Origin of the sequence: Luteibacter sp. E-22, from assembly GCF_049913125.1 — a bacterium.
Classification (GTDB): Bacteria; Pseudomonadota; Gammaproteobacteria; order Xanthomonadales; family Rhodanobacteraceae; genus Luteibacter.
In genome coordinates, this window is record NZ_CP183975.1 from 1,491,192 (window position 1) to 1,515,761 (window position 24,570).

Here is a 24,570-nt window from a genome sequence, read left to right on the forward strand (position 1 = left end):
TGCCGTGGTTGTGCCGACATCGCCGAAGGCGCCGCCGTCGTCGCTGTTACAATCGTCCTTTGCCCAACGAGTCCGGTCCGCCATGGATACCTCCCGCATTTCTTCCTTCGTCAGCGGCCTCTGGGACGCGGAAATCGTCCCGCAGCTGGTCGAGTACATCCGTATCCCGAACAAGTCGCCGATGTTCGACGCGCAGTGGCGGGAACATGGCTACATGGACCAGGCGGTGGCGTTGATGGAATCGTGGGCGCGCTCGAAGCTGTCCGCGCTCGAAGGCGCGTCGCTGGAAGTCATCCGCCTGGAAGGCCGTACGCCGCTGATCTACATCGACGTGCCCGCTCAGGGCGCGCAGGGCAAGGGCACGGATGAAACCGTCGTGCTCTACGGCCACCTCGACAAGCAGCCAGAGATGACGGGGTGGTCCGAAGGACTCGGTCCGTGGACGCCCGTATTGAAGGGCGACAAGCTCTACGGCCGCGGTGGCGCGGACGACGGTTACGCCATCTTCGGGTCGCTGGCTGCGCTGCTCGCGCTGCGCGACCAGGGTGTGCCGCACGCGCGCTGCGTGATCCTCATCGAGGCCTGCGAGGAATCCGGCAGCTACGACCTGCCGTACTACGTGGACCACCTGGCCGGCCGCATCGGCAATCCCGCGCTCGTGGTCTGCCTCGACTCGGGCTGCGGCAACTACGACCAGCTCTGGCTGACCACGTCGTTGCGTGGCATGACCGGTGGCAACCTGACGGTGCAGGTGCTGGAAGAGGGCGTCCATTCCGGCGACGCCTCGGGCGTGGTGCCTTCGAGCTTCCGCATCCTTCGCGAGATCCTCAACCGCCTGGAGAATCCGCGGACGGGCGCGATCGTGCCGCCGGAACTCTACGTCGATATCCCGCCGCAGCGTCTGGAGCAGGCGCGGCGGTCGGCCGAAGTGCTAGGTACCGACGTGTACGACAAGTTCCCCTTCGTCGAAGGCATGAAGCCGGTGACCGATGATCTCGCCGAACTCGTGCTCAACCGCACATGGCGCCCCCAGCTCGCCGTCACCGGTGTCGGCGGCATGCCCGCGCTCGACAGCGCCGGCAACGTGCTGCGCCCGAAGACTTCGGTGAAACTCAGCCTGCGCGTGCCGCCGACCCTGTCCGGCGCGGAAGCGGGCAAGTTCCTCAAGCAGTTGCTTGAGAAGGACCCGCCGTATGGCGCGAAGGTCACCTTCGACCTCGAGAAGGACGGCAGCGGCTGGAACGCGCCGGCGCTGTCGCCCTGGCTCGAAGAAGCCGTCGCGAAGGCCTCGGAGCACTACTTCGGCGCACCGGCGGCCTATATGGGCGAAGGCGGCAGCATTCCCTTCATGGGCATGCTCGGTGAGAAATTTCCGCAGGCGCAGTTCCTCATCACGGGCGTGCTCGGTCCGCACTCGAATGCCCACGGGCCGAACGAGTTTCTGCACATTCCGACGGGCAAGCGCGTGAGCATGGTCGTGGCCGATGTCGTGGCGCGTCACTTCCAGGAAGCGGCGAAGGCATGACCGACGACGCCGGCACGCTGGCCGCGCGTCTCGCGGTGGTGCGCGGGTCGATCGCCGCGGCTTGCCGCGAGGCCGGCCGCGACCCGGCCGAGGTGACCCTGCTGCCTGTCAGCAAGACCTTCGGCGAGGACGTGGTGCGCGAGGCGGTGGGGTTGGGCCTGCGTCGTTTCGGCGAGAACAAGGTGCAGGAAATCCAGGCCAAGGCCGCGGGGCTGGCCGACGAGCGGCTCGACTGGGTCGTGATAGGCCACCTGCAGACCAACAAGGCCAAGGCGGTGACGAAGCTTGCCGCCGAGGTGCAGTCGCTGGATCGGCTGGACCTCGCCATGGCGTTGGATAAAGCCCTGCAGGCGCGGGGCCGGGGCATCGACGTGCTCGTCCAGGTGAAAACCTCGCGGGAAGAAAGCAAGTTCGGACTGGCACCGGAGGCCCTTCCCGGATTCCTCGACGCGTTGAAGGCCTTTTCTTCGCTTCGGCTACAGGGACTGATGACGCTCGCCGAAGCCTCGCCGGACGAAGCCGTCGTGAGGGCCTGTTTTCGTACCCTGTATCGTCTTCGTGACAGGGCGCGTGACGCCGGCCATCCCGCCGACCGTCTGTCCATGGGCATGAGTGGCGATTTCGCGCTCGCGATCGCGGAGGGCAGCACCGAGGTGCGTATCGGCAGCGCGATCTTCGGAGCAAGGTCCTACAAGCCAATGTGAGACCTGATGCACAAATTCGGTAACCGCCCCGCCGTGATGGCGCCCCGGCTCATCACATAGGTGAAAGTAAGTCCTTATGTCCATTCAGGAATTAGTCCTGCGGACCGCAGTTTCCTGCGACTTCTCTGAATGTTTCCTAGGAATGACCGTTTTTAACCTTATGCGAACAACTTGTTGAATCCGGTTTGGTAACTTCACCCCTCGTTCACGGTCGTCTCACCTTCACGGCGGCTTAACTTCACGATGAATAGGCCTTTTCGCTCATGCATTTAAAGCGACTGACCGCTCTCGCGTTAGCCACGTTTTGTATCGCCGCCGTAACACCCGTCATCGCCGACACGGTCACTGTTCCGCAGGGCCTCGACCAATCCGCCGCACTCCTCCTGACCGACCTGCCGGTGTTCGCCCCGGCCACCGCGCTCGCCCAGTCCGCTGTTCCCGATGCCTCCTCGCTGATCGCACCCGCGGCTCCCGCCGCCGCCAGCCAGATCGCCGCCAACGACGATGCCACCGCCGACGATGACGACGATAGCCTCGTCGCCGCCGCCACCGCCAAACTGGCCGGCCACGTCGACGGTCATGCACGGGAGGCGCTTCTCGCCTTCGCGATGAAGTTGCGTGATATCCGCTATCACCGTGGTGGCCGTGCTCCGTCCACCGGCTTCGATTGCAGCGGCTTCGTCCGCTACGTGTTCATGCACAGCATCGGTCTCGATCTTCCGACCAATTCGGCCAGCCAGTTCCTCGCCGGCCTGAAGGTCAAGCGCAGCGAGATGAAGACGGGCGACCTGGTCTTCTTCCGCACACGCGGCAAAGCCGTGTCGCACGTAGGCATCTACATCGACAACGGCCAGTTCATCCATTCGCCGTCGGCGGGCAAGACCGTCCGTGTCGACAGCCTCAACGAGGCCTACTGGGCCAAGCACTTCGTCGGCGCCAAGCGTCCCGAAGGCATCGCAAAGATCTGACGGGCACCCTTCAACGCATATTTCCGAAACGGCATGCTCCGGCATGCCGTTTTTTTTGGCCTTCCGGTGGGAGCCGACCTTGCCCTGTCTGGTGGGAGCCGACTTTGTCGGCGATCCCGCGGCAGTGGGCCAGTGCTCCGCGTTTCATCGGGCTCGGCTTCGCCCTCGCGTTCGTTGTGTGGCTCGCGGGAGAGCTGCCGGGCGTCCCCCTCGGCGCGCCAGGCGGCGCCGTCCCTTGGGGAAGGAAGCCGCTGCGCGGCCATGTCCGATGACTGCGCCCCGGCGGGCCCGGACGGTCGGGCGGGGGTTTTCGATTCGGCTCCTGCCTCAGCGAAAACGATCGGCCGTCCAGGCCGATCCCCTGCGGGCCTTTTCCGCCCGTCCGTCCTCGGCGCCTCATGGCGCGCCGAGGGGGACGCCCGGCAGCTCAGTCACGACTGCGGTGGGTTGAGGGGAAAGAGCGAAGGTTGTCGCACGCCGGACAGCGCACAGCGCACACTGCGCACCGCCACACGCACCGCGACACACCACAAAGCACCGCCCCCTGTTGGATCACTGCACCCTGGTGGGAGCCGACTCTGTCGGCGATGGGTGCTTGCCTCGACCGGGCCCGCTGCCGCGGGATCGCCGACAAAGTCGGCTCCCACCAGGGCGACGAGGGTGGCGGCCGACGGCTCCACCCCCACACCCCCAAACGCGAGGGCGAAGCCGAGCCCTCAAATCGCTCTCCAAAACACCAACGATGAAGCTTTGCCCGCCAGCCACTATCCTTGACGCATGCCCCGCCAGCCGCCCCGCATGCCGACATCACGTCCGCGTCGCACCGCCACTCCCGTGTTCGGCCTCGCCCGCGTGCTTTCCAAGCGCGGTATCTGCTCGCGCAGCCAGGGTGAGCGGCTGGCGCGGGAAGGACGAGTGCGGGTGGATGGGCGGATCGTTCGGGACCCCGAATTCCCCATCTCGGGACACGAGCGGATCGAACTGGACGGCGGGGCGACGCAGGCGGCGGCGCCCGTTTACATCGCGATGAACAAGCCGCGCGGCATCGTCGTGTCGGCTGCGGATGAGAAGGGGCGTGACACGGTGTACTCGCTGCTCGAAGGAGCGGGGCTTCCCTGGCTGGGTCCCGTGGGGAGGTTGGACAAGGCCAGTGAAGGATTGCTCCTGTTGTCGAATGACACGGCCTGGGCCGCCGGAATCACCGAGCCGGCGACCCACGTGCCCAAGACCTACCACGTGCAGGTGGCGGGACAGCCGGATGCGGCGACGATCGCCGCGATGTGCGAAGGCGTGGTCGACACGGGTGAGACCTTGCGTGCCGGTGCCGCGTCGCTGCTGCGCCAGGGCGAGCGCAACGCGTGGCTGGAAGTCACCCTCGACGAGGGGCGCAACCGGCATATCCGGCGCTTGCTGGCGGCCCTTGGTTTCGACGTGCTGCGGTTGGTGAGGGTCTCGATCGGCAATCTGGCGCTTGGCGAGCTGGCCAAGGGGCAGTGGCGGCATTTGGGTGAGGAGGAAGTGGCGGGATTGCGGAGGCCGCTTCCCACCTCGTAGCGCCTTGGTGGGAAACGGCCTGGCCGCGATCGCTTTCCATCAGCGAAGCGGCCCCTCCACGCCAGACCTCAGTCCTTCAGCACACCCAGCTTCCTGCCCACCTTGGTGAACGCCGCGATGGCCTTGTCCAGATGCTCGCGCGTATGCGCGGCGCTCATCTGCGTGCGGATGCGCGCCTTGCCCTGTGGCACCACGGGGAAGAAGAAGCCGGTGACGTAGATGCCTTCGTCGAGCAATTCCGCCGCCATGGCCTGCGCCTGCTTCGCGTCGTAGATCATCACAGGGACGATCGGGTGCTGTCCGGGGCGAATGTCGAAGCCTGCTTCGGTCATCTTCTCGCGGAAGTAGCGGGTGTTCTCCTTCACCCGTTCACGCAGGTCGCCGGCGGCGGCGAGCATGTCGAACACCTTGCTGCCCGCGGCCACCACATGCGGTGGCAGCGAGTTGGAGAACAGGTAGGGACGGGACCGCTGGCGCAGCAGTTCGATCACTTCGCGACGGCCCGTGGTGAAGCCGCCGAGCGCGCCGCCGAGGGCCTTGCCAAGGGTTCCGGTGATGATGTCTATCTTGTCGAGCACGCCGTGCAGTTCGGCGGAGCCGCGGCCGGTCTCGCCGAGGAAGCCCGTGCAATGGCATTCGTCGATGTGGACCAGAGCGTTGTACTTGCGCGCGAGGGCCGTGATCTCGGCGAGGGGCGCGACGAAGCCGTCCATCGAGAACGCGCCGTCGGTGGTGATGAGCTTGGTCCGGGCGCCCGCGGCGTCGGCCGCCTGCAACTGTGCCTCCAGGTCGGCCATGTCGCAATTGGCGTAGCGAAAACGCTTGGCCTTGCACAGGCGGATGCCATCGATGATCGAGGCGTGATTCAGCGCATCGGAGATGATCGCGTCTTCCTCGCCCAGCAGCGGCTCGAACAGCCCACCGTTGGCGTCGAAGCAGGCGGCATAGAGGATCGTGTCCTCCTTGCCGAAGAAGTCGGCGATCTTGCGCTCCAGTTCCTTGTGCAGATCCTGCGTGCCGCAGATGAAGCGCACGCTGGCCATGCCGAAACCGTGCGTGTCCAACGCGTCCTTGGCCGCCTGGATCACCTGGGGATGGTCGGCCAGCCCCAGGTAGTTGTTCGCACAGAAATTGAGGACCTTCCGGCCGCCTTCCAGCTCGATCTCCGCCGATTGCGGGGAAACGATGATGCGCTCGTTCTTGAACAAGCCCTGCTCGCGGATGGCGTCGAGTTCGCTGGCGAAACGGGTTTGGCCGGGGTAGGTCATGGCGGAAGTTTCCGGGGACGGAGGAATCTCCCGATTGTGAGGCCTTTGCACGAATGAGAAAACCTCGATCCAGGGAGGCGTCAGTGCAGACCGAAATCCACCCGGGTCGTCTTGCCGCCGTCATCGATGCCCTTGGCGTCCGTCTTGGGCGCCACGACGAAGACCCGCTTGTCGTCCGTCTTGCCCTGCAGCCACTGGCGGACCGCATTGGCCCGGCGTTCCGCCAGGTGGCGCAGGGCGTCGGCGTCGACCGGCATGTTGGTTTCCATCAACGTGCGCATTTCCTCCGGTGGTTGCGACTTGGTCAGCCCGATCATGTTCTTTGGCTTGGGGAACGATGCATGGCGGTAGGCCCGTTCCAGGTATTTTTCCTGCTCGGCGGCGGTCGGTGGCGTCGTGTCGTCTTCCTTGTCGGCGACCTGCTCCTGGTGGATCAGGTCGTCGACCATGACGGTGCGGAGGCCGGATTCGTCCTTCGCGGGATCGATGCGGCCGACGATGTCGAGGCTGATCGAAGGCTTGTCGGCCAAGACCTTGACGATGTCGGCCAGCTTCGCCTGCGCGGTCGCGTCGAGCACGGCGGACCCGGGAGCGAACTCCACGTAGCCGAGGTCCTCGCGGCCACCACCCGCCGAGGCGAGCAGGCGGAAAGGAGAGGTCACCGCTTTCACGATCAGGTTGCCGATGGCGCGCCAGATCAGGCCGCCCAAGCTGAAATGCGGATCGTCCAGCGAGCCGGACACGGGTACGCGTACATCGATGCGACCCTGGGAGTCCTTCAGCAGCGCCACCGCCAGCTTCACCGGCAGATGGCTGATCCCGGGACCTTCGAGCCTGTCGCCGAAGGTCAGCTGGTCGATGAAGATATGGTTGTCCGCGGTCAGCTTGCGCTGGTCGAGCAGGTAGTGCACATCGACGTTGAGCCGCCCCTTGGTGATCGGGTAACCGGCGTACTTGCCCGAGTACGGCGAGAGGTTGGCGAGCTGGATGCCCTCCGCCTTGGCCGTGATGTCGAGGGAGGCCACCGGCGCCAGCGGATTGATCGTGCCGGCGATGTCCACCGGCGCGTTGTCGTCGAGCTGGCCCTGCAGGGTCAGATCCGCGGGCGGTGAGCCGCCGTCCGTACCGAAAGCGCCGCTCCTGCCGGTCAGTTGCGTCACATCCGCCGTGTAGTTGGGCTTGATGAAGTTGTCGGTGTAATTGAGATGGCCCTTGGTCAGGGTGACCTGGCCGATGCGGATGTCCGCGGGCGGCGTGGCCGGCGTGGCGGCAGGCGGCTCGGCCGTCGGTGCGGCCTGCGCGGGCGTGGCTTGCGCCTGAGTGACCGACACCGCCCCGGGTGCCTCGGGATTGGCGACGACGTCCTGGAGGTTCAGCCGTCCATTCGCGTTGATGATGACGCGGGCGTAGAAGTCATCGAGCGCCAGGCCGCCGATGGCGACATGAGGCGCGGCCTCGCCCATGCGGATGACCATGCCGGTGGCGCTGAGCGAGGTCCAGCGCAGGAAGTCGGCGTCGGTCAGTTTGTCCAGCACACGCACGCGACCAAGCGTGGCCTGGCCGCGATAGGCGATCCGGGCGGGCGCGTTGCCGCGATCGTTGTAGCGAACCTGTCCGTCGAGGCTGAGCAGGCCGCTGTCCACGCGCACGTTCAACGGTACGCTGACTAGCGATTGCAGTGGAGCAACGTCGAGCCGCGTGGTCTTCACCCGCAGGTCCGCATCGAGAGGCTGGGGTTTCACCTTGCCGGTGACCGCGAACGTGCCCTTGCCGAGATTGCCTTTCAGGTCCAGGGCGAGGGGGCGGCTCATGTCGTTGGACAGTCCGTCGATGCCGAACGAGGTCGCCAGCATCGTGATCGCATTGCGCTTGCCCGCCGCCTTGGCGTCGCGCAGCGTGACCGATCCGTCGCTCAGGCCGAGATGGGCGATGCTCCAGCGCCAGGCGGCGGACGGAGCGGCGGGCTTGGCCGCCGCCGCAGGCGTCTTCACGATACCGGCAAGGTCGAGGTTGCCGTTGGCGAGGCGTCGCAGGTCGAGCGTCAGGCCATCGAGCGTGAGCTGGTCCAGGCGTGCTTCGCTAGTGCCGAGATCGACCAGTGCGATCGATGCCGCCACGGATTTCCAGGTGACGGGGGAAGCGCGGCCGTTGCGTGGTACGAGCCGGAAACCGTCCAGCTTGGCCTTGGCATGAGCGATGCGGACGATGGCTGCGTCGTGCCAGTCCAGCGCCAGGTCGCCGTTGGCGGCGACGTCGCCACCGGTGATGTCGGCATCAAGCAGTGGCGGTGTCAGTGGCATCAATGCCGCGAGCGACACGTTCGCCAGCGAGAACGTACCCGCATAGCGGGCCGCGGCGAGGTCCAGCTTGCCTTGCGTGGTGACCGTACCGCCGGCCATCCGCGCGGCGATATCGAGCAAGGCCACGGGCGCGGCCACCGTGCTGAGCCCGTGCAGGCTGCCTTGCACGCCGTCGAGCACCAGACGCGCCGGTACCGGCGCCGCGAGATCCGCGTACTCGATCCGCGAATTCTTGAGCGTGATGGTGTCGATGCGTACGTCCGTCGCTGGCGAGTCCTTCGCCGTGGCGGGCGAGGGTGCCGTCAGCGCGTCGATATTGCTTCGGCCGCCGGGAAGGCGCGCATACCGCATGTCGAGACCATCGATGGCCACGGTGCCTAAGCGGTAGCGGGAGGTCAGCGGTTCGAGGGCCGTAAGCGCCATATCGCCATGGCCGAGCGCGACGAGCGAGGCTCCACTCTTGTCGTTCACCTGCAGGCCGTCGATGATCAGGCGTCCGCTCAACACCACGCGCGGCTTGTCCTCGTTCATCGTGAAACGCAGGTCGAGCAGGCCGGACAGTTTTCCGGCCGGCACGGCGACAGGTAACGGAGTCGGCACGAAACCGAGATAGCGGGGCAGGTCCAACTGTTCGAGCCGGAAACTGACCATGGATTCGCGGCTGCTGGCGAATGGCTTGGTCTGCCCTTGCACGCGCAGCGGGCTACCGTCCACGTTCATCGCCAGCAACGGCTGCACGAAGATGTCCGTGGCGCTGGGCAGGCTGGCGATGAAGGGAATGCCGATTTCGATGTGATCGAGGCGGTGGGATGCATCGAGTACGCGATCGTCGAAATCGACCTGCCCACCGTGTACGGCGATATTGGATAGCGCGAACCTGGCCGGGCCCGTGTCGGGGGCGGCGGGGTCCGTCGCGAAGCGCTCGAGGATGTCCGAAAAATTGAAACGCTGCGGCGCGCTGCGTTGCAGGTGGATGCGGGGCCCGTCGATGCGCAGTTCATCGAGGATCGGGGCGGCACGGAACAGCGAGGCCCACGAAGCGTTCGCCGTCAGTCGCTCGATATCGACGAAGGGCGACTTGCCGTCGCGCTCGCCGATGTGCAGTCGCTCGGCGGTCAGCTTCAAGGTGAACGGGTTGAGGCTGATCGAGCCGAGGGTGACTGGCCGGCCCAGCGCCGCGCTGGCGCGCGACTCGACCTGCGAGCGGATCAGTGGCGGCGCGGCGAAGAAGCCGAGCAAGCCAAAAATGACGAGGGCGATCAACACGCCGACGGTGATGCGTCGGGTCCGGCGTGATCGATAGATGGTGCGGGCGCGTTCGCGGCCCTTGCGCAAGTGCACCATGCTGCGCGTCTTGAGTGTTTCCATACCGCCGCTCCTCACCTCATGGCCCCCGGGGCAGTGTACCCGGCGGGGGCGCTGGTGAGAGCGTGGTCAGGCGACGCGGATCAGGTCCAAGAGCAGACGACCTTGCCGCAGTTGCCCGCGTCCATCAGGTCGAAGCCCTTCTGGAAGTCGTCGATCGCGATCTGGTGCGTAAGCACCTTCTGCAGCGGAAAGCCGGTCAGCACCATCTGGGTCATCTTGTACCAGGTCTCGTACATGCGGCGACCGTAGATGCCCTGCAGGGTGAGGCCCTTGAAGATCACCTTGTCCCAGTCGATGCCCGCGCCGCGCGGCATGATGCCCAGCATGGCGATCTTGCCGCCGTGGTACATGCAGTCGAGCATGTCGCCGAAGGCGCGCGGGTTGCCGCTCATCTCCAGGCCCACGTCGAAACCTTCGATGTGCAGGTCTTTCACGGTGTCCTTGAGGGACTGCTTGGATACGTTGACCACGCGGGTGGCACCCATGTCGGCGGCCAGCTTCAAACGGTAATCGTTGATGTCGGTGACCACGACGTTGCGGGCGCCCACATGCTTGGCGATACCGGCGGCGATGATGCCGATCGGGCCGGCGCCGGTGATGAGCACGTCCTCACCGATCAGGTCGAACTCCAGCGCGCAATGCGCGGCGTTGCCGTAGGGATCGAAGAACGCGGCCAGTTCCGACGGAATCTGGTCGGGGATCGGCCACAGGTTCGAGGCCGGCATGGTCATGTACTCGGCGAAGGCGCCGTTACGGTTCACGCCGATGCCGAAGGTGTTCGGGCACAGGTGCTGGCGCCCCGCGCGGCAGTTGCGGCAATGGCCGCAAACGATGTGGCCTTCTGCCGAGACGCGGTCGCCGACCTTGTAGCCGGTGACGCCGGGGCCGATCTCCGCGATGCGGCCGACGAACTCGTGGCCGATGGTGAGGCCGGGCGTGATCGTACGCTGGGACCATTCGTCCCACTTGTAGATGTGCAGGTCGGTGCCGCAGATGGCGGTCTTCTCGATCTTGATCAGGACTTCGTTCGGGCCGACCTGCGGCACCGGAACTTCTTCCATCCAGATACCTTGCTCGGGCTTGCGCTTGACCAGCGCCTTCATCGTCTGCTGCATGGGGCTCGTGGGTTCCGTGCGGGGAAGGCCCGCGGCGCGGACCCAAACCGGCATTATAAGCCGCACCGGCCCCGGGTCGTGGTGCGCCGCGCCATTGCCAGTGGCCCCTCGGGCCCTCTATGGTCGGGACGCTCTGCACGACCCACAGGGGACAACGAAACATGCGAATCCGCTCGATGATGCTGGGAGCCGCCATGGCGCTGGCGCTGGACGCGAAAGCCGACGAGGGCATGTGGCTGCCCTCGCAACTGCCGGGAATTGCGAAGAACCTCAAGGAGGCCGGCTTCCGTGGCGATCCGAAGGACCTCGCCGACCTGACCCGTGCGCCGCTCAACGCGGTGGTCAAGGTGGGCGGCGGCACGGGCGCCTTCGTCTCGGCCGACGGCCTGGTGGTCACCAACCACCACGTGGCCTTCGGCGTCATCCAGTACAACTCCAAGCCGGAGCGAGACCTCATCGCCGATGGCTACGTGGCACCGGATCGCGCCGGCGAGTTGCCGGCCAACCCCGACTACCGCCTCCGCGTCACGGTCGGATTCGACAAGGTCACCGATCGCATCCTGGCGCAGGCCAGGGGGAAGACGGGCAAGGCTTATTACGACGCCGTCGATGCCGCGAGCAAGGCACTGGTGGCCGAGTGCGAGACGGAAGAGGGCATCAAGTGCGGTGTCGCCAACATGTTCTACGGGCGCGACTTCTACCTCGTGAAACAGCTGGAACTGCGTGACATCCGCCTGGTCTACGCGCCGCCACGCGCGATCGGCAACTACGGCGACGAGATCGACAACTTCGTCTGGCCGCGCCACGCGGGCGATTTCACCATCCTGCGCGCGTACGTCGGGCGCGACGGCAAGCCGGCCGATTATTCTCCGGACAACGTGCCTTACCATCCGCCCTCGCACCTCAAGCTCGCCACCGACGGCGTTGCCGAGGGCGACTTCGTGATGCTCGCCGGCTATCCCGGCATCACCTATCGCCATCGCACGGCGGCCGAGTTCGCGGATCAGGTGGAATGGCGGCTGCCGACGTCGGTGGCCGTGCTGAAAGCACTCCAGGACGTGATCGAGGCCCAAGGAAAGGCCGACAAGGAAGCCGGCATTCGCTATGCGTCGCAGCTGCAAACGCTGAAGAACGGGATCAAGCGGTTCAGCGGCGAACTCGAGGGTCTGCAGCGCAGCGACGCCGTCGCCGTCCGTCGTGACGACGAAGCCGCGATGTTGTCGTGGCTCGCGCCGCAGCCCGACGGGGAGGCGCTGAAGCCGGAGATCGACCAGGTCATGGCCCTGATCGCCCAGGGCAAGGACGTGCGTGAGCGCGACCTGCTGGTCGGGCTGCTTTCCACGCAGACCCAACTCATGCGTGGCGCGCTGGCGGTGGACCGTCTTTCCGTCGAGCGGTCGAAGGCGGACGCGGCACGCGAGACGGGCTACCAGACGCGTGACGAGGAACTGATCCGGAGCCAGCTGAAGCAGGTGCAGCGCCGTTACGATCCGCGCGTGGAGAAGGCCCTGGTGACGTCGCTGATGCTTCGCTACCAGCGACTGCCCGATGCGCAGCGGCTTCCCGAAGTGGACAAGGTGTTCGGCCGCACGCCAGCCGAACTCGCGCAAGCGCTGGATCGCATCTATGCGGCGACGAAGTTCGGTGACGAAGCCGAGCGCCTGCGCCTGTTCACCGCCGCCCCGGCGGAGGTCGAAAAGAGCGGCGATGCGCTGTTGGTGGCGGCACGCATCCTGCGTCCCGCCTTGCTGCGCATCGAGGACGAACGCAAGGTCCGTGAAGGCGATCTGCTGCGCCTGCGTCCAGCCTATATGCAGGCCCTGATCGCCTATCGCGAGAAGCAGGGCAAGGCGGTGTACCCCGATGCCAATTCGACCCTGCGCGTCAGCTACGGCAAGGTCACCCCCTTGATGGCTCGTGACGCGGTGACCTATGCCCCGTTGACCACGGTCGCCGGTATCGTCGAGAAGAACACCGGCAAGGAACCCTTCGACGCGCCGAAGCCGCTGCTCGACGCCATCCGGAAGGGCGATTTCGCCGGATACGCCGATCCGAAGTCGGGTGCCATGCCGGTCGACTTCCTGAGCAACCTCGACACCACCGGTGGTAACTCGGGTTCGCCGGTATTGAATGCGAAGGGTGAACTCGTCGGCCTCAACTTCGACAGCAACTGGGAAGCGGTCAGCGCCAGCTGGATGTACGACCCGCGCTACAAGCGCGCCATCCATGTCGACATGCGCTACATGCGCTGGCTGATCGACAAGGTCTATCCGTCGCCCGCCCTGCTGCGCGAACTGGGCGTGCCCGGAAAGTAAGAAGGGTGACCTCCGGCACATACGTGCCGGAGCGCGATTCGCCAGGATTGGCGTTACATTATAACAATTGCTGTCGGCGATCCCAGCCGCCCCAACGCGCCCGGAAACACCAAGGAGATCCATCATGCGCCGAGCCCTATTGGCTACCGCCCTCGCGGCAGGCCTCATCCCGGCCGCCCATGCCGTCGAAGGCATGTGGCAGCCGGCCCAGTTGCCGAAGATCGCCGCCATGCTGAAACAGCACGGCCTGAAGCTCGATCCGGCCACGCTCACCGACCTTACCGCCTATCCCATGGGCGCCATCGTGAGCCTCGGTGGCTGCACGGCGTCCTTCGTTTCACCCGATGGCCTGGTCGTCACCAATCACCATTGCGGCTACGGCGCGCTGCAGTACAACTCCACGAAGGAAAAGAACCTCATCGAGCAGGGCTTCCTCGCGAAGACCTTCGCGGAGGAACTCCCCGGTTCGCCCGACATGCGCGTCTTCGTCACCGAGGAAATCCGTGACGTCACCCGGGACGTGACCGCGAAGCTCACCCCGGCGATGACCGGCCAGCAACGCTACGACGCCATCGACCTCGCCAAGAAAACGCTGGTGAAAGGCTGCGAGACCGAGGGATATCGCTGCGATGTCTACACCTTCCATGGTGGCTACAGCTACCAGCTGATCAGGCAACTCGAGATCAAGGACGTGCGCCTGGTTTACGCACCGCCGGAGTCCATCGGCAAGTTCGGTGGCGATGTCGACAACTGGATGTGGCCACGCCACACCGGCGACTTCAGCTACCTGCGTGCCTATGTGTCGAAGGACGGCAAGTCGGCCACGTATTCCAAGGACAACGTGCCCTACCATCCCAAGCACGTCATCAAGCTCAATCCACAAGGCGTGGAAGAAGGCGACTATGTGATGGTCGTGGGCTATCCGGGCCGGACGAACCGGTACCGTCTCGCCCAGGAGGTGAGCAGCGCGATCGACTGGCAGTACCCGACCCAGATCAAGCTCTATCAGGAGCAACTGGACACCATCGCCGCGAACGGCAAGGCCAATCCCGACGTCACGGTGAAATACGCCAGCCTCGTCGCCGGCCTCAACAATTACCTGAAGAACTTCGGCGGCCAGCTCGAAGGCCTGCGCCGCGCCGATGCTGTCGCGGTGAAGCAGAAACAGGAAGCCGATCTCGACGCGTGGTTGAAGAAGCAGGGCGGTGCGGAGAATCAGGCGCTCGTCGCCGACATCGCCGAACTCAAGGCCAAGCTCGCCACCTACCAGGCCACCCGCGAGCGCGATGTCGACCTCGCCCTCATCTCGCGCACCCAGCTTTTCGCCAGCGGTGTGCGCCTTGCACGCCTGGCCGACGAGCGCAGCAAACCGGACATGGAGCGTGAGGCCGGTTACCAGCAACGCGACGAGGTGCGCATCGAGGGCGCGCTGAAGCAGATGGAGCGCCGCTACGACGCGAAGACCGACCAGGACCTGCTGGTCAACGCACTCGTTCGCTACGTCGGCTTGCCGAAGGACCAGCGCCTGCCGGCGCTCGACACCTGGCTCGCCGGCGCATCCACGCGCGCGGCCATCCAGACCAAGGTGTCGGCGCTCTACAAGGACAGCAAGCTCGGCGACACGGCCGAGCGCATGAAGTGGTTCAAGGCCGACAAGAAGGCGATCGCCGCGAGCGGCGACAGCATGTTGAAGCTGGCCAACGCGGTGCTGCCCGAGTTGAAGACGATCGAAAACGAAGAAGACGCCCGCGATGGCGAACTGGCCCGGCTGCGTCCACGCTACATGCAGGCGATCATCGCGTGGAAGGAGTCGCAGGGCCTGCCGGTGTACCCGGATGCCAACAGCTCGTTGCGAGTTACCTTCGGCAACGTGCAAGGCGTCGCTCCGCGTGACGGCGTGAGCTATGCGCCCTTCACCACGGCCGAGGGCATCGTCCAGAAGAATACCGGCGAAGAGCCGTTCAACGCGCCCAAGGCCGAGATCGATGCGATCAAGGCGAAGGCCTTCGATGGCTACGCGTCGAAGAAGCTCGGTACGCTGCCGGTCGACTTCCTTGCCGACCTCGACATCACCGGTGGTAACTCGGGCTCGCCTTCGCTCGACGCGCAAGGCCGTCTCGTCGGCCTCGCCTTCGATGGCAACTGGGAGTCGGTCAGCGGCGACTGGCTGTTCAACCCGAAGCTCAACCGCTCTATCCAGGTCGACGTGCGCTATATGTTGTGGGTGATGCACCACCTCGACCATGCCGACAATCTCCTGAAGGAGATGGGCGTTCCGGCGAAATAACCGGCAGTCGCGGGGACCGCACGCCTGTGCGATCCTCGCGGCCATGGCCCGGTCCGATCCCTCCGCGAACGAACTCAGCGTGAACGCTTCGCTGGAAACGGCGAGCGTTTCCGTGCGCAACGTGGTCTGTCACGGCGGGTGCGCGCATCGCAGCCCCGAGGAATGCGCGGCATCCACGTACCTGGTGTTTCCGTACCGCGGGCTCTACGTGCGCCACGTAGGCAGCGACCAGGCCGTCGCCGACGCCAACCACGTGGTGTTCTTCAATGCCGACGAGGGCTACCGGATCGCCCACCCGGTCGAGGGAAGCGACGCCAGTCTTTCGGTCCAGGTGGCCGCGCCGTTGCTGGAGGAACTCGCCCCGGCCAGCCTGCTGGACCAGCGGGCCACCCCGGGCTTCCGCACGCATCACCGGCGCATCGACCCCGGCGCGCAGGCGATGGTGGCCTTGCTCCGCCACAGGCTGGAGCAGGGGACGATGGAACCGTTGGAAGCGGAAACCCTGTTGCTGAACCTGGTCGGCCGCAGCCTCGGCCCGCGGACCTCGCATGCACCGGAGGCCACGCAAGGCCAGCGGCGCCTGGCCGACCGGGTGAAAGTGCTGCTGGCTAGCGATGTGTCGCGCCGCTGGTCGCTGGCCGATGTCGGTGCGGAAATCGGTGCGTCGCCGGTGTACCTCACCCAGGTATTCCAGCGCGTTGAGGGCATACCGCTGTATCGCTACCAGTTGCGCCTCCGCCTGGCCCGGGCGCTGGACCTGATGGCCACACAAGAGGATCTCTCGGCCCTCGCGGCGGACCTGGGTTTTTCCAGCCATAGTCACTTCACGGCGGTATTCCGCCAGGCCTATGGCCAATCCCCCGCGGATTTCCGGCGCTCGACCCGGCGCGCCTGACCACCCTGAACGTTCCGGTGGAAGCCGCCCCTGGTGGGAGCCGACTCTGTCGGCGATCCCGCGGCAGCGGGCTGGTTCTTCGCGCTTCATTCGGCTCGGCTTCGCCCTCGCATTCGCCGTTGTGCGTGGCGGGAGAGCTGCCGGGCGTCCCCCTCGGCGCGCCAGGCGGCGCCGGCCCTTGGGAAAGGAAAGCCGCTGCGCGGCCGTGTCTGATGGCTGACGCCCCGGCGGGCCCGGACGGTCGGGCGGGGGTTTTCGATTCGGCTCCTGCCTCAGCGAAAACGATCGGCCGTCCAGGCCGATCCCCTGCGGGCCTTTTCCGCCCGTCCGTCCTCGGCGCCTCATGGCGCGCCGAGGGGGACGCCCGGCAGCTCAGTCACGACCGCGGTGGGTTGATGGGAAAGAGCGAAGGTTGTCGCACGCCGCATAGCGCGCAGCGCACACGGAACACCGCGACACACCGCCAAGCACCGCACCCTGTTGGATCGCCATACCCTGGTGGGAGCCGACTCTGTCGGCGAGCCCGCGGCAGCGGGCCAGTTCGAGGCAAGCACCCATCGCCGACAGAGTCGGCTCCCACCAGGGCGACGGGTGCCTATCCGGATGGCGAGCGTTGCTCTTCGTACACGACACCTCAGTGTGCAGAGAGCCGTCGGCCGCCACCCTCGTGGCGAGGTGTGGAACCGAGGAGTGCCGGGCGAAATGGCCCGTCAGGGGGCCGGCCTGGACGGCCGGCCGTTTTCGCTGAGGCACGGAGGCCGAATCGAAAACCCCGCCCGGCGCGACGGGCGCGACGGGGCGCCAGCCATCAGACACGGCCGCGCAGCGGCCTCCTTCCCCGAGCGACGGTGTAACCGGAGCGACGAGGGTGGCGGCCGACGGCTCCAGCCCCACACCCCCAACGCAAGGGCGAAGCCGAGCCCGACACAGAGCGAACCCAGCAATGGCAAAGAGCCTAAATTTTCCGACAGCCGCAGCGCCGGCGACATGGTCTGCTTCACCAGCCCCGCTGGGTGGGCAGAAGAGGAGACATCGTCGTGGGCAATGGGCAATTCGGCGTCGACCGCCGTTCTTTCATGAAGCTCGCCGCGGGCGCGCTGGCGGCCGGCATGGTGGCGGCGTGCGCACCCGGCATGGGCCGGATGGCCTTGAACGATGACATGGACGCGCGGCGGTTCAGCGCGGCGAGGAAATTCACCCGTACGTCGTTCGGCAACATCGCTTATGTCGAACAAGGCACCGGTGACGCCGCGCTCTTCCTGCACGGCTTTCCACTCAACGGATTCCAGTGGCGCGGCGTGCTGCCACGACTGGCGGGCGCTCGTCGTTGCATCGCGCCCGACTTCCTCGGTCTCGGATACACCGAGGTGGCGCCGGGTCAAAGTGTGGCGCCCGTGGCACAGGCGGACATGCTGGTGGCCTTCATGGACAGCCTCGGTATCTCCCGGGTCGACGTCGTGGCCAACGACAGCGGCGGCGCGGTCGCCCAGCTGTTGGCGACACGTCATCCGCAACGTGTACGTAGCCTGTTGTTGACCAACTGCGATACCGAACACGAATGCCCACCCGCGGCGATGGCGCCGGTGATCGCGATGTCGCACGAGGGCACGTACGTCGATCGCTGGCTGCGACCATGGCTGGCGGACAAAACGCTGGCGCGCTCGCCCGAGGGCCTGGGTGGCATGACCTTCACGTATCCTGGTCATCCCACCGACGAAGCCATCGACATGTATCTGGCACCTCTGGTGGCGCATCCCGGGCGTACGCATGCCTATGCCCTGGCGCTGGAGGAGAACTCGCTGGCGGGGATCGGCCCGAAACTCGCCCAGAGTCCCGTACCGATGCGTGTCGTGTGGGGCATGGCCGATCCCATCTTCTCGCCCGCGGGCGCGGAGTACCTCGATCATGCCTTCAAGCATTCGCGCGGGGTGCACCGCATACCCAACGCGAAACTCTTCTTTCCCGAAGAATTCCCCGATGTCATCGCCGCCGAGGCCCAGCGACTTTGGGTGACGTCATAGGAACCCGAAACTGAGGCTGGAGAAGTCCGTTTCATAGTCGGCTTCGGCATCCGTCGGCAGGGCGCGTATCCAGATCGTGTTGAGCAGCCAGCGTCCCGAGGTGGGCATGGCGAAGGATGCGCGGCCGGCGGCGTCGGTGACATGGACCTCGACGGGTGCATCGTCGTGATCGAGGTCCGTGAACTTCACGGTGGCGCCTGGAAGGACATGCCCCCGATAGAACACGCGCACGGGCAGCGTGCGCGAGCGGGGCATGGCGTACGGATTGACGTCGGGAACGATTTCGAGCGCAAGGCCGATGGGCGCCGTCACGGCGGCCTGTGCCGCGGCATCGAACGGTCCGGCTTGCATGATCGCCTTCGCATGGCGGCTGTAGATTTCTGTCTCGTCCACGTCCATGCGATCGTCCCGCCGGCGCCGCTCCAGCGCCGGCGTCAGGCCTTCCATCGTCAGGTAATCGTTGAAGCGCAGCGAGGGGAGATGGCTCTGCGCGCGGTTGTCCGTTTCCAGGGCAAGCAGATAGGTGCCGGCACGCGGCAGCGCCACGTCGCCGTCGCCGGCCACGTCTCCCGCGTGTAGCGCGCCGCGAAGGTCCACGCCCTGGTCCGAAGGCCCGAAGGCCTGGAATCGCACGATGCGTTGCAGCGCGATGGGCGAACGCTGGCGGTAGGGTCCGTGACCGACCTGTAACGTGAGCGGCGTCGCTTGCACGGGCTGTACCTGGAACGCTTGCGGCTGCACCCAGAAGTCGTGGGCATGCGCCGTGCCCGTGGCGACTATCAGCATCGACACGCAGATGCGACCCACCGGTCGTGGACAATGACGAGACATGGCTAAGCCTATTCGAGGTGATCGGGCTCGTAGCCCGGAGTGACGGGTAGGAACGAGAGCGTTGCGACGAGCAGGGCGATTGCGAGGAACCAACTCGCCACCACCTGTAATGCCATGCGCATGCCGCGGTACCTCGATGGGTGGTGACGCGCAACGATCATGCTGGTCAGCGCCACCACGACGCCCACGGCGAGCGAAAGAGCTGCCAGCGATGCGTGCATTCCGTTCATGCCCTGGTTGCCTGCACGATGAAATGGACGCCCGTCACGGCGATGCCGATACCGACAGCGCGCAGTGCCAGCATGCCTCGCGGCCACCGTGCGGCCAGACCGAGCCCGATACCAAATACGTGCAGCGAGCCGGTCGCCAAGACGAACCCCGTGCTGTAGCCGACCGGGTCCGCCGCCGAAGGCAGCTCCTTGCCATGTGCGTACCCATGGAAGAGGCCGAACGCGGCGACGACGATCATCGCCATGCCCACGCCGGGGCGGAGTGCGCAGGCGACACAAAGGCCGAGCGTACACACCGAAAGCGCGATGCCCCATTCCACCGGTGGCAACGGCACGCCGACCATGCCGAGCACGGCACCCAGCACCATCACGCCGGGAAAGACCATCGGCAACAGGTACACCAGGGGCTCGCCGAGCACGGCGCCCCACAGTCCCACCGACACCATGGCGAGCAGATGATCCATGCCGCCGAAAGGGTGTGCGAAACCGGCGCCGAAGCCACCGGCCAAGCCGGTGCCGGCATGCGCCATGGCTGGATTGACGTAGGTCAACATCACCGCTGCGACGGAGGCGAGAACAACGAACGACGCACGCGGATCATTCATGGTAGTCGGCCGAGGCGCTGGATGCCGCGGACGGCGCGGCGTACGCGGGGGTGCTGTCGACTTCCGCCGCGAGGAACGGGAATCGCGTCATGGAATGGGTGCGATCGTCGTGATGCACACCGTCGTCGATGCCGTCGAGGTTGCCGGCCGCGAGCAGCGAACGATAGATGTTCGATGCATCGTAGTTCGGCGTACGGCCGCCGCAGTCGGCGGCGAGATCGCGACGACCGGAGAGGTGGGCCAACTCCACGGCGAAGAGTTGCGTGCACCTCGCCGACGCGCTGTTCACCCATAGGCGATCGTCGGCCAGCAATGTCGCCAGCCGGCGATAGCGCATTCCCGGCGCCGCATGCGTGTCGGCGAGCCACTGGTTGCCGCGCACGCCGTCGTAACCATCGTAGAGACCGAGCGTGCGCTGGATGTCGCCGATGAACTGTGCGGCTCTCGCTGGCTCGGCGCGATTGTAGCGTTCCTTGAGGCGGTCGCCCTTGGCTTCGTCGAGCGGAGAGAGCAAGGCGTTCCCCGTGAGTGGACGCCCCGCACGGTCGATTCGGCCATGCGGCGATGCGGTCTCTCCCCACACGGCGATCAGTGGACCACCGCTATTGACCAGACCGAGGTCCAGCGTCACGACGATGCATGCCGGCGTCCATCCCGCGAGGAAATTCCGCCCCGGACCGCCGTCGGTCTGGTGCCATTCCCTGCGGATCGAAGCCACCGTGGCGGCGTCGAACTGCGGGAATCCGTCGGCGTCGACCGGCGTTCCGTGTTCAAGCGCACGCGCCGCCACGTCGAACGCGCTCCGGGAACCCTTCACGTTATTGAAGAACGGGTCGTCACGGCGGCCTGCGAATACCCTGAGGCGCCCGCTGTGCGAGGCGAAGCCCTCCGCCGCGTCGACCATGCCGGCGGCATGCTCATCGGCGACGGTGCAATCGGCGGTATACGAGGCGCTGAAGCGGCAGGTCACGTCGTTGGTCCTGCTCGTGGCGCCGAAGACCTTGCCGCTGTCGATGTGGAAGGTGTAGCCGATGGCGTCGGAGAAACTATGGCCGACGATCGTCATCACCAGGTTCATGTGATGCCCGTCCGTGGAGGTCCAGGCGTAGATGTCGCCGATGTCCGCACGTGGATCGGCGGCGACCGTCGGCGTATCGAGGTGGTCCGAGGCGTAGGCGCTGGAGACCGGCAGGAAAGAGATCGCCGTAACGAAAAGCGACGCGATGGTGAGCGGGAGACGCGGGTTTCGCATGAGAGCCGTACCAGAATGGACTGGTGGCAGTACACCCGAATCCGCTAGTGGCGACTGTCGGAATCTTTAGCGATTCACACGGTGCGACCTGACCTCGGGCTTCCTTCTGAAAACACATGGCACGACATATCCACACGCCGTGTGGATACTCGCTGCATAACCGTGTGGACAAGTCCGATTGGCCCATGCGTGGCGGCCACTTGCGTTGTCCTGATCAGTTCGTGACCACGCATGCCGGAAGCGCATCGCGATATCCACAGCGTGTGTGGATACTCTCTGCATAAGCATGTGGACAACTCCATTCCGCCCTTTGACAGCATGGACTTGCGTTGCGCTGCTCAAGGACTGACCAGGGCGATGCTCACCCGGCACCGCGCACGATATCCACAGCCGGTGTGGGTAATCGCTGCATAACCGTGTGGATAACTGCGCAAGCCCCTTACGTGGCGTGCACTTGCGTTGCGCTGGTCAAGCGTTGCCCGCCTTCATCGCCGCATCTCACCCGGGTGCGCTAACCTTGCGGTCGTTCCATCGCCCACCGCGTGCATGACCTTCGACCATCGCCCCCTCGCCATCTTCCTGATGGGCCCGACCGCATCGGGCAAGACGGCGCTTGCCTGCGCGCTGGCGGATCGTTTTCCCGTGGGCCTGGTCAGTGTCGATTCGGCGCTGGTCTATCGCGGCCTGGATATCGGTTCGGCGAAACCCGATGCCGCCACGCTCGCGCGTTACCCGCACGCCCTGGTCGACATCCGCGATCCGGCACGGCCGTATTCGGCGGCGGACTTTCGCGAGGACGCGTTGGCGACGATGCAGCGCATCACAGGCGAGAGGAGGGTGCCTCTTCTGGTCGGAGGAACCGGCCTCTACTTCCGCGCCCTTCAACGCGGTTTGTCCGACCTGCCCGAGGCCGATCCGGCGTTGCGCGAACAGCTGGCGGCCGAGGCGGAGGTGATTGGCTGGGCGGCGATGCACGCCCGCATGGCTGCCCTCGATCCCGTGGCCGGTACGCGGATTCGGCCAGGCGACGCGCAACGGATCCAGCGCGCGCTGGAAGTCATGGCACTCAGTGGGCGCCCCCTGAGTGAGTTGCAACAGGGCGGCACGGCGATCCGCTTTCCCTGGAGGGTCCTCAAGCTTGCCTTGCTGCCGGTGGATCGGAAGCCCTTGCACGAGCGCATCGCGCTCCGCTTCGACGCCATGCTGGCCGAGGGCTTCCTCGACGAGGTCCGCCGCCTGCGAGCCCGTGGCGACCTTCATCCGGACCTGCCGGCGATCCGCGCGGTGGGCTACCGGCAGGCCTGGGAGTACCTGGACGGCCAGGGGGATGCCACGGACTTCCGCAACCGTGGTATCTATGCCACTCGTCAACTCGCCAAACGCCAGATCACCTGGCTGCGCGGCGAGTTCGACGCGCGCACGTTCGACCCGGACCGGGGGGATCCGTTGCCCGAGGCCACGCGTGCGGTGGAACAGTTCGTCGGAATGCCGAGATCGTCACGATCTTAAGCTACCAGCGAGCGTTTAAAAGCAGTTAAGATTCAAGACACTTGGGCTGGGGCGTCGCAAGGCGTTTTTTACCCGGACCCGTACGAGAGGCGTAGGGGAGAAGAAGAATGTCCAAAGGGCAATCGTTGCAAGACCCGTTTCTGAATGCGCTGCGGCGCGAGCGTGTGCCGGTCGCCATTTACCTGGTGAACGGAATCAAGCTGCAAGGCACGATCGAGTCGTTCGACCAGTTCGTGGTGCTCCTGCGCAACCAGGTGAGCCAGATGGTGTACAAGCACGCCATTTCCACGGTGGTGCCGAGTCGGAACGTCCGGGTCGGCGGGCACGAGAACCACGGCGATGCGGCATCGGGTGACGGCGAGGGTTGAGGGGCCCTGGCTTCGTCCCATATAGGAATGAGTGGGTGCGCGTATGCTTCCGGCTGCGTGCGCCCCTTCTTTTTCCATGAGGTGATTCCCCTAAGTGTTCGATAGACAAAAGAAAGGCGATCGGGCCATCCTGGTGCTGCCGCATTCGCGGGGCGAGGGCGACGCGATTCGCCGTGGCGAGGAATTCGCCGAACTGGTCGCTTCGGCCGGTGCCGAGATCCTCACCAGCATTTCGGCCCGGGTCGTCGTGCCGAACCCCCGTTTCTACATCGGCAGTGGCAAGGCGGAGGAAGTCGCCGAGGCCGTTCGTGCGCTCGAGGCCGACCTCGTCCTGGTCGACCACGTGCTCAGCCCGGTGCAGGAGCGCAACCTCGAGAAGCACCTCAAGACCCGGGTGGTGGATCGCGCCGGGCTGATCCTGGACATCTTCGCCCAGCGCGCACGCTCGCACGAAGGCAAGCTCGAGGTCGAACTGGCCCAGCTGAAGCACCTGGCCACGCGCCTGGTGCGCGGCTGGACCCACCTGGACGCCCAGCGCGGCGGTGCCATCGGTAACCGCGGCCCGGGCGAAACCCAGTTGGAAACCGACCGCCGCCTGCTCGCCGAGCGCGTGAAGATGCTGACAAAGCGTCTGGAGAAGGTCCAGGTCCAGCGCGACCAGCAGCGCCGCGCGCGCCTGCGCAACACCGTGCCGCGCGTGGCCCTGGTCGGCTATACCAACGCGGGCAAGAGCACCCTGTTCAATGCCCTGACCACCGGCGGCGTCTACGCCGCCGACCAGTTGTTCGCCACGCTGGATCCCACGGTGCGCAAGGTCGACGGCCTCTCCTGTGGCCCGGCGGTGATCGCCGACACGGTCGGTTTCATCCGTGAGCTTCCCCATGACCTGGTCGCGGCCTTCCGCGCGACCCTGGCCGAGGCGCGCGACGCGGACCTCCTGATCCACGTCAGCGACGCCGCGGACGAGGAGCGCGAGCTGCTGGCCCGGGTGGTGAACGAGGTGCTGGAGGAAATCGGTGCCGGCGACGTGCCCCAGCTGTCGGTGATGAACAAGGTCGATCTCGTCGACATGGCGCCGCGGATCGATCGTGGCGACGACGGCAAGCCGCGCCAGGTCTGGCTTTCGGCCGCCACGGGTGCGGGTGTGGACGGTTTGCGCGAGGCGCTGGGCGAATTGCTCGGTGGTGACCGCATCCGGGCAGGTCTTGAGCTTCCTCTCAGCGCCGGACGCCTGCATGCGCGGCTCAAGGCAGCGGGAGCGATCGCGGGTGAGGCCGTGGACGAGCACGGCTGGCACCTCGACATCGACGCGCCGCGTTCCGTGCTGGCGCCCCTGTTGGGCGACGACGTGCACGCGGGCTCCCTGCGCGCGCTGATCGATCCGCCCCACGCCGGTTACTGATCGAGCACTCATCGGTACCCATCTGATAGAATTCACAGCGTTTGCGTGCCCTA

At 66.0% G+C, this 24,570-nt stretch carries 18 protein-coding genes; 11 read left to right on the forward strand and 7 right to left on the reverse strand.

The features are described from left to right. Positions 1-82: 82 nt before the first annotated feature. From ACN9M2_RS06565 to ACN9M2_RS06580, 4 genes are all read left to right on the forward strand, one after another. Positions 83-1,525 (forward strand): M20 family metallopeptidase, encoded by a 1,443-nt coding sequence (locus ACN9M2_RS06565; protein WP_426287318.1) that lies wholly within the window; start codon positions 83-85, stop codon positions 1,523-1,525. Next, positions 1,522-2,229 carry a YggS family pyridoxal phosphate-dependent enzyme gene (locus tag ACN9M2_RS06570; protein ID WP_426287319.1) on the forward strand — a complete coding sequence of 236 codons (708 nt, stop codon included), beginning with the start codon at positions 1,522-1,524 and terminating at the stop codon, positions 2,227-2,229. The genes ACN9M2_RS06565 and ACN9M2_RS06570 overlap by 4 nt, the downstream gene beginning before the upstream one ends. Positions 2,230-2,492: 263 nt before the next feature. Further along, entirely contained in the window at positions 2,493-3,197 is a 705-nt protein-coding gene (locus ACN9M2_RS06575) for a C40 family peptidase (RefSeq protein WP_426287320.1), read from the forward strand. 798 nt (positions 3,198-3,995) lie between these two features. Beyond that, a complete protein-coding gene (locus ACN9M2_RS06580; RefSeq protein WP_426287321.1) occupies positions 3,996-4,751 on the forward strand; it encodes a pseudouridine synthase in 756 nt (251 codons plus the stop codon). A 68-nt stretch (positions 4,752-4,819) separates the two neighbouring features. Here the strand turns inward: ACN9M2_RS06580 and kbl are convergent, their stop codons facing one another. The 3 genes from kbl to tdh form a co-directional block, all read right to left on the reverse strand. Continuing rightward, complete coding sequence (kbl, locus tag ACN9M2_RS06585; protein ID WP_426287322.1) at positions 4,820-6,019, reverse strand: glycine C-acetyltransferase; 1,200 nt, start codon at positions 6,017-6,019, stop codon at positions 4,820-4,822. A gap of 80 nt (positions 6,020-6,099) precedes the next feature. Beyond that, on the reverse strand, positions 6,100-9,687 hold the full coding sequence (locus tag ACN9M2_RS06590) for a DUF748 domain-containing protein (RefSeq protein WP_426287323.1): 3,588 nt from the start codon (positions 9,685-9,687) through the stop codon (positions 6,100-6,102). An 80-nt stretch (positions 9,688-9,767) separates the two neighbouring features. After that, positions 9,768-10,790, reverse strand: a complete 1,023-nt coding sequence (gene tdh / locus ACN9M2_RS06595) for an L-threonine 3-dehydrogenase (protein WP_426287877.1) — start codon at positions 10,788-10,790, stop codon at positions 9,768-9,770. Between the two features lie 173 nt (positions 10,791-10,963). On the opposite strand from tdh, the gene ACN9M2_RS06600 reads away from it, so the two are divergent. The 4 genes from ACN9M2_RS06600 to ACN9M2_RS06615 all read left to right on the forward strand — a co-directional run bounded on the left by ACN9M2_RS06600 (position 10,964) and on the right by ACN9M2_RS06615 (position 18,320). After that, complete coding sequence (locus tag ACN9M2_RS06600; protein WP_426287324.1) at positions 10,964-13,117, forward strand: S46 family peptidase; 2,154 nt, start codon at positions 10,964-10,966, stop codon at positions 13,115-13,117. A gap of 124 nt (positions 13,118-13,241) precedes the next feature. Further along, positions 13,242-15,404: a S46 family peptidase gene (locus tag ACN9M2_RS06605; RefSeq protein WP_426287325.1), complete on the forward strand. Its 2,163-nt coding sequence runs from the start codon at positions 13,242-13,244 to the stop codon at positions 15,402-15,404. Positions 15,405-15,483: 79 nt separating this feature from the next. Beyond that, complete coding sequence (locus ACN9M2_RS06610) at positions 15,484-16,299, forward strand: helix-turn-helix transcriptional regulator (RefSeq protein WP_426287326.1); 816 nt, start codon at positions 15,484-15,486, stop codon at positions 16,297-16,299. A gap of 1,037 nt (positions 16,300-17,336) precedes the next feature. Continuing rightward, positions 17,337-18,320 (forward strand): alpha/beta fold hydrolase, encoded by a 984-nt coding sequence (locus ACN9M2_RS06615; protein ID WP_426287327.1) that lies wholly within the window; start codon positions 17,337-17,339, stop codon positions 18,318-18,320. On the opposite strand, the gene ACN9M2_RS06620 is transcribed toward ACN9M2_RS06615, so the two are convergent. The 4 genes from ACN9M2_RS06620 to ACN9M2_RS06635 are packed head-to-tail and all read right to left on the reverse strand — an operon-like array spanning position 18,315 to position 21,238. After that, positions 18,315-19,106 carry a DUF4198 domain-containing protein gene (locus ACN9M2_RS06620; RefSeq protein WP_426287878.1) on the reverse strand — a complete coding sequence of 264 codons (792 nt, stop codon included), beginning with the start codon at positions 19,104-19,106 and terminating at the stop codon, positions 18,315-18,317. The two genes, ACN9M2_RS06615 and ACN9M2_RS06620, sit on opposite strands and share 6 nt — an antisense overlap. 53 nt (positions 19,107-19,159) lie before the next feature. Next, positions 19,160-19,381 carry a hypothetical protein gene (locus ACN9M2_RS06625; RefSeq protein WP_426287328.1) on the reverse strand — a complete coding sequence of 74 codons (222 nt, stop codon included), beginning with the start codon at positions 19,379-19,381 and terminating at the stop codon, positions 19,160-19,162. Beyond that, a complete protein-coding gene (locus ACN9M2_RS06630; RefSeq protein ID WP_426287329.1) occupies positions 19,378-19,986 on the reverse strand; it encodes a HupE/UreJ family protein in 609 nt (202 codons plus the stop codon). Before ACN9M2_RS06630 ends, ACN9M2_RS06625 begins: the two co-directional genes overlap by 4 nt. Beyond that, positions 19,979-21,238, reverse strand: coding sequence for a hypothetical protein (locus ACN9M2_RS06635; protein ID WP_426287330.1), 1,260 nt, complete (start codon positions 21,236-21,238; stop codon positions 19,979-19,981). The genes ACN9M2_RS06630 and ACN9M2_RS06635 overlap by 8 nt, the downstream gene beginning before the upstream one ends. Positions 21,239-21,784: 546 nt before the next feature. Between ACN9M2_RS06635 and miaA the strand changes: the two genes are divergently transcribed. The 3 genes from miaA to hflX all read left to right on the forward strand — a co-directional run bounded on the left by miaA (position 21,785) and on the right by hflX (position 24,517). Further along, a complete protein-coding gene (gene miaA, locus ACN9M2_RS06640) occupies positions 21,785-22,747 on the forward strand; it encodes a tRNA (adenosine(37)-N6)-dimethylallyltransferase MiaA (protein ID WP_426287331.1) in 963 nt (320 codons plus the stop codon). Between the two features lie 107 nt (positions 22,748-22,854). Then, a complete protein-coding gene (hfq, locus tag ACN9M2_RS06645; protein ID WP_167023080.1) occupies positions 22,855-23,115 on the forward strand; it encodes an RNA chaperone Hfq in 261 nt (86 codons plus the stop codon). 94 nt (positions 23,116-23,209) lie between these two features. Further along, entirely contained in the window at positions 23,210-24,517 is a 1,308-nt protein-coding gene (gene hflX / locus ACN9M2_RS06650; RefSeq protein ID WP_426287332.1) for a ribosome rescue GTPase HflX, read from the forward strand. Positions 24,518-24,570 lie beyond the last annotated feature (53 nt).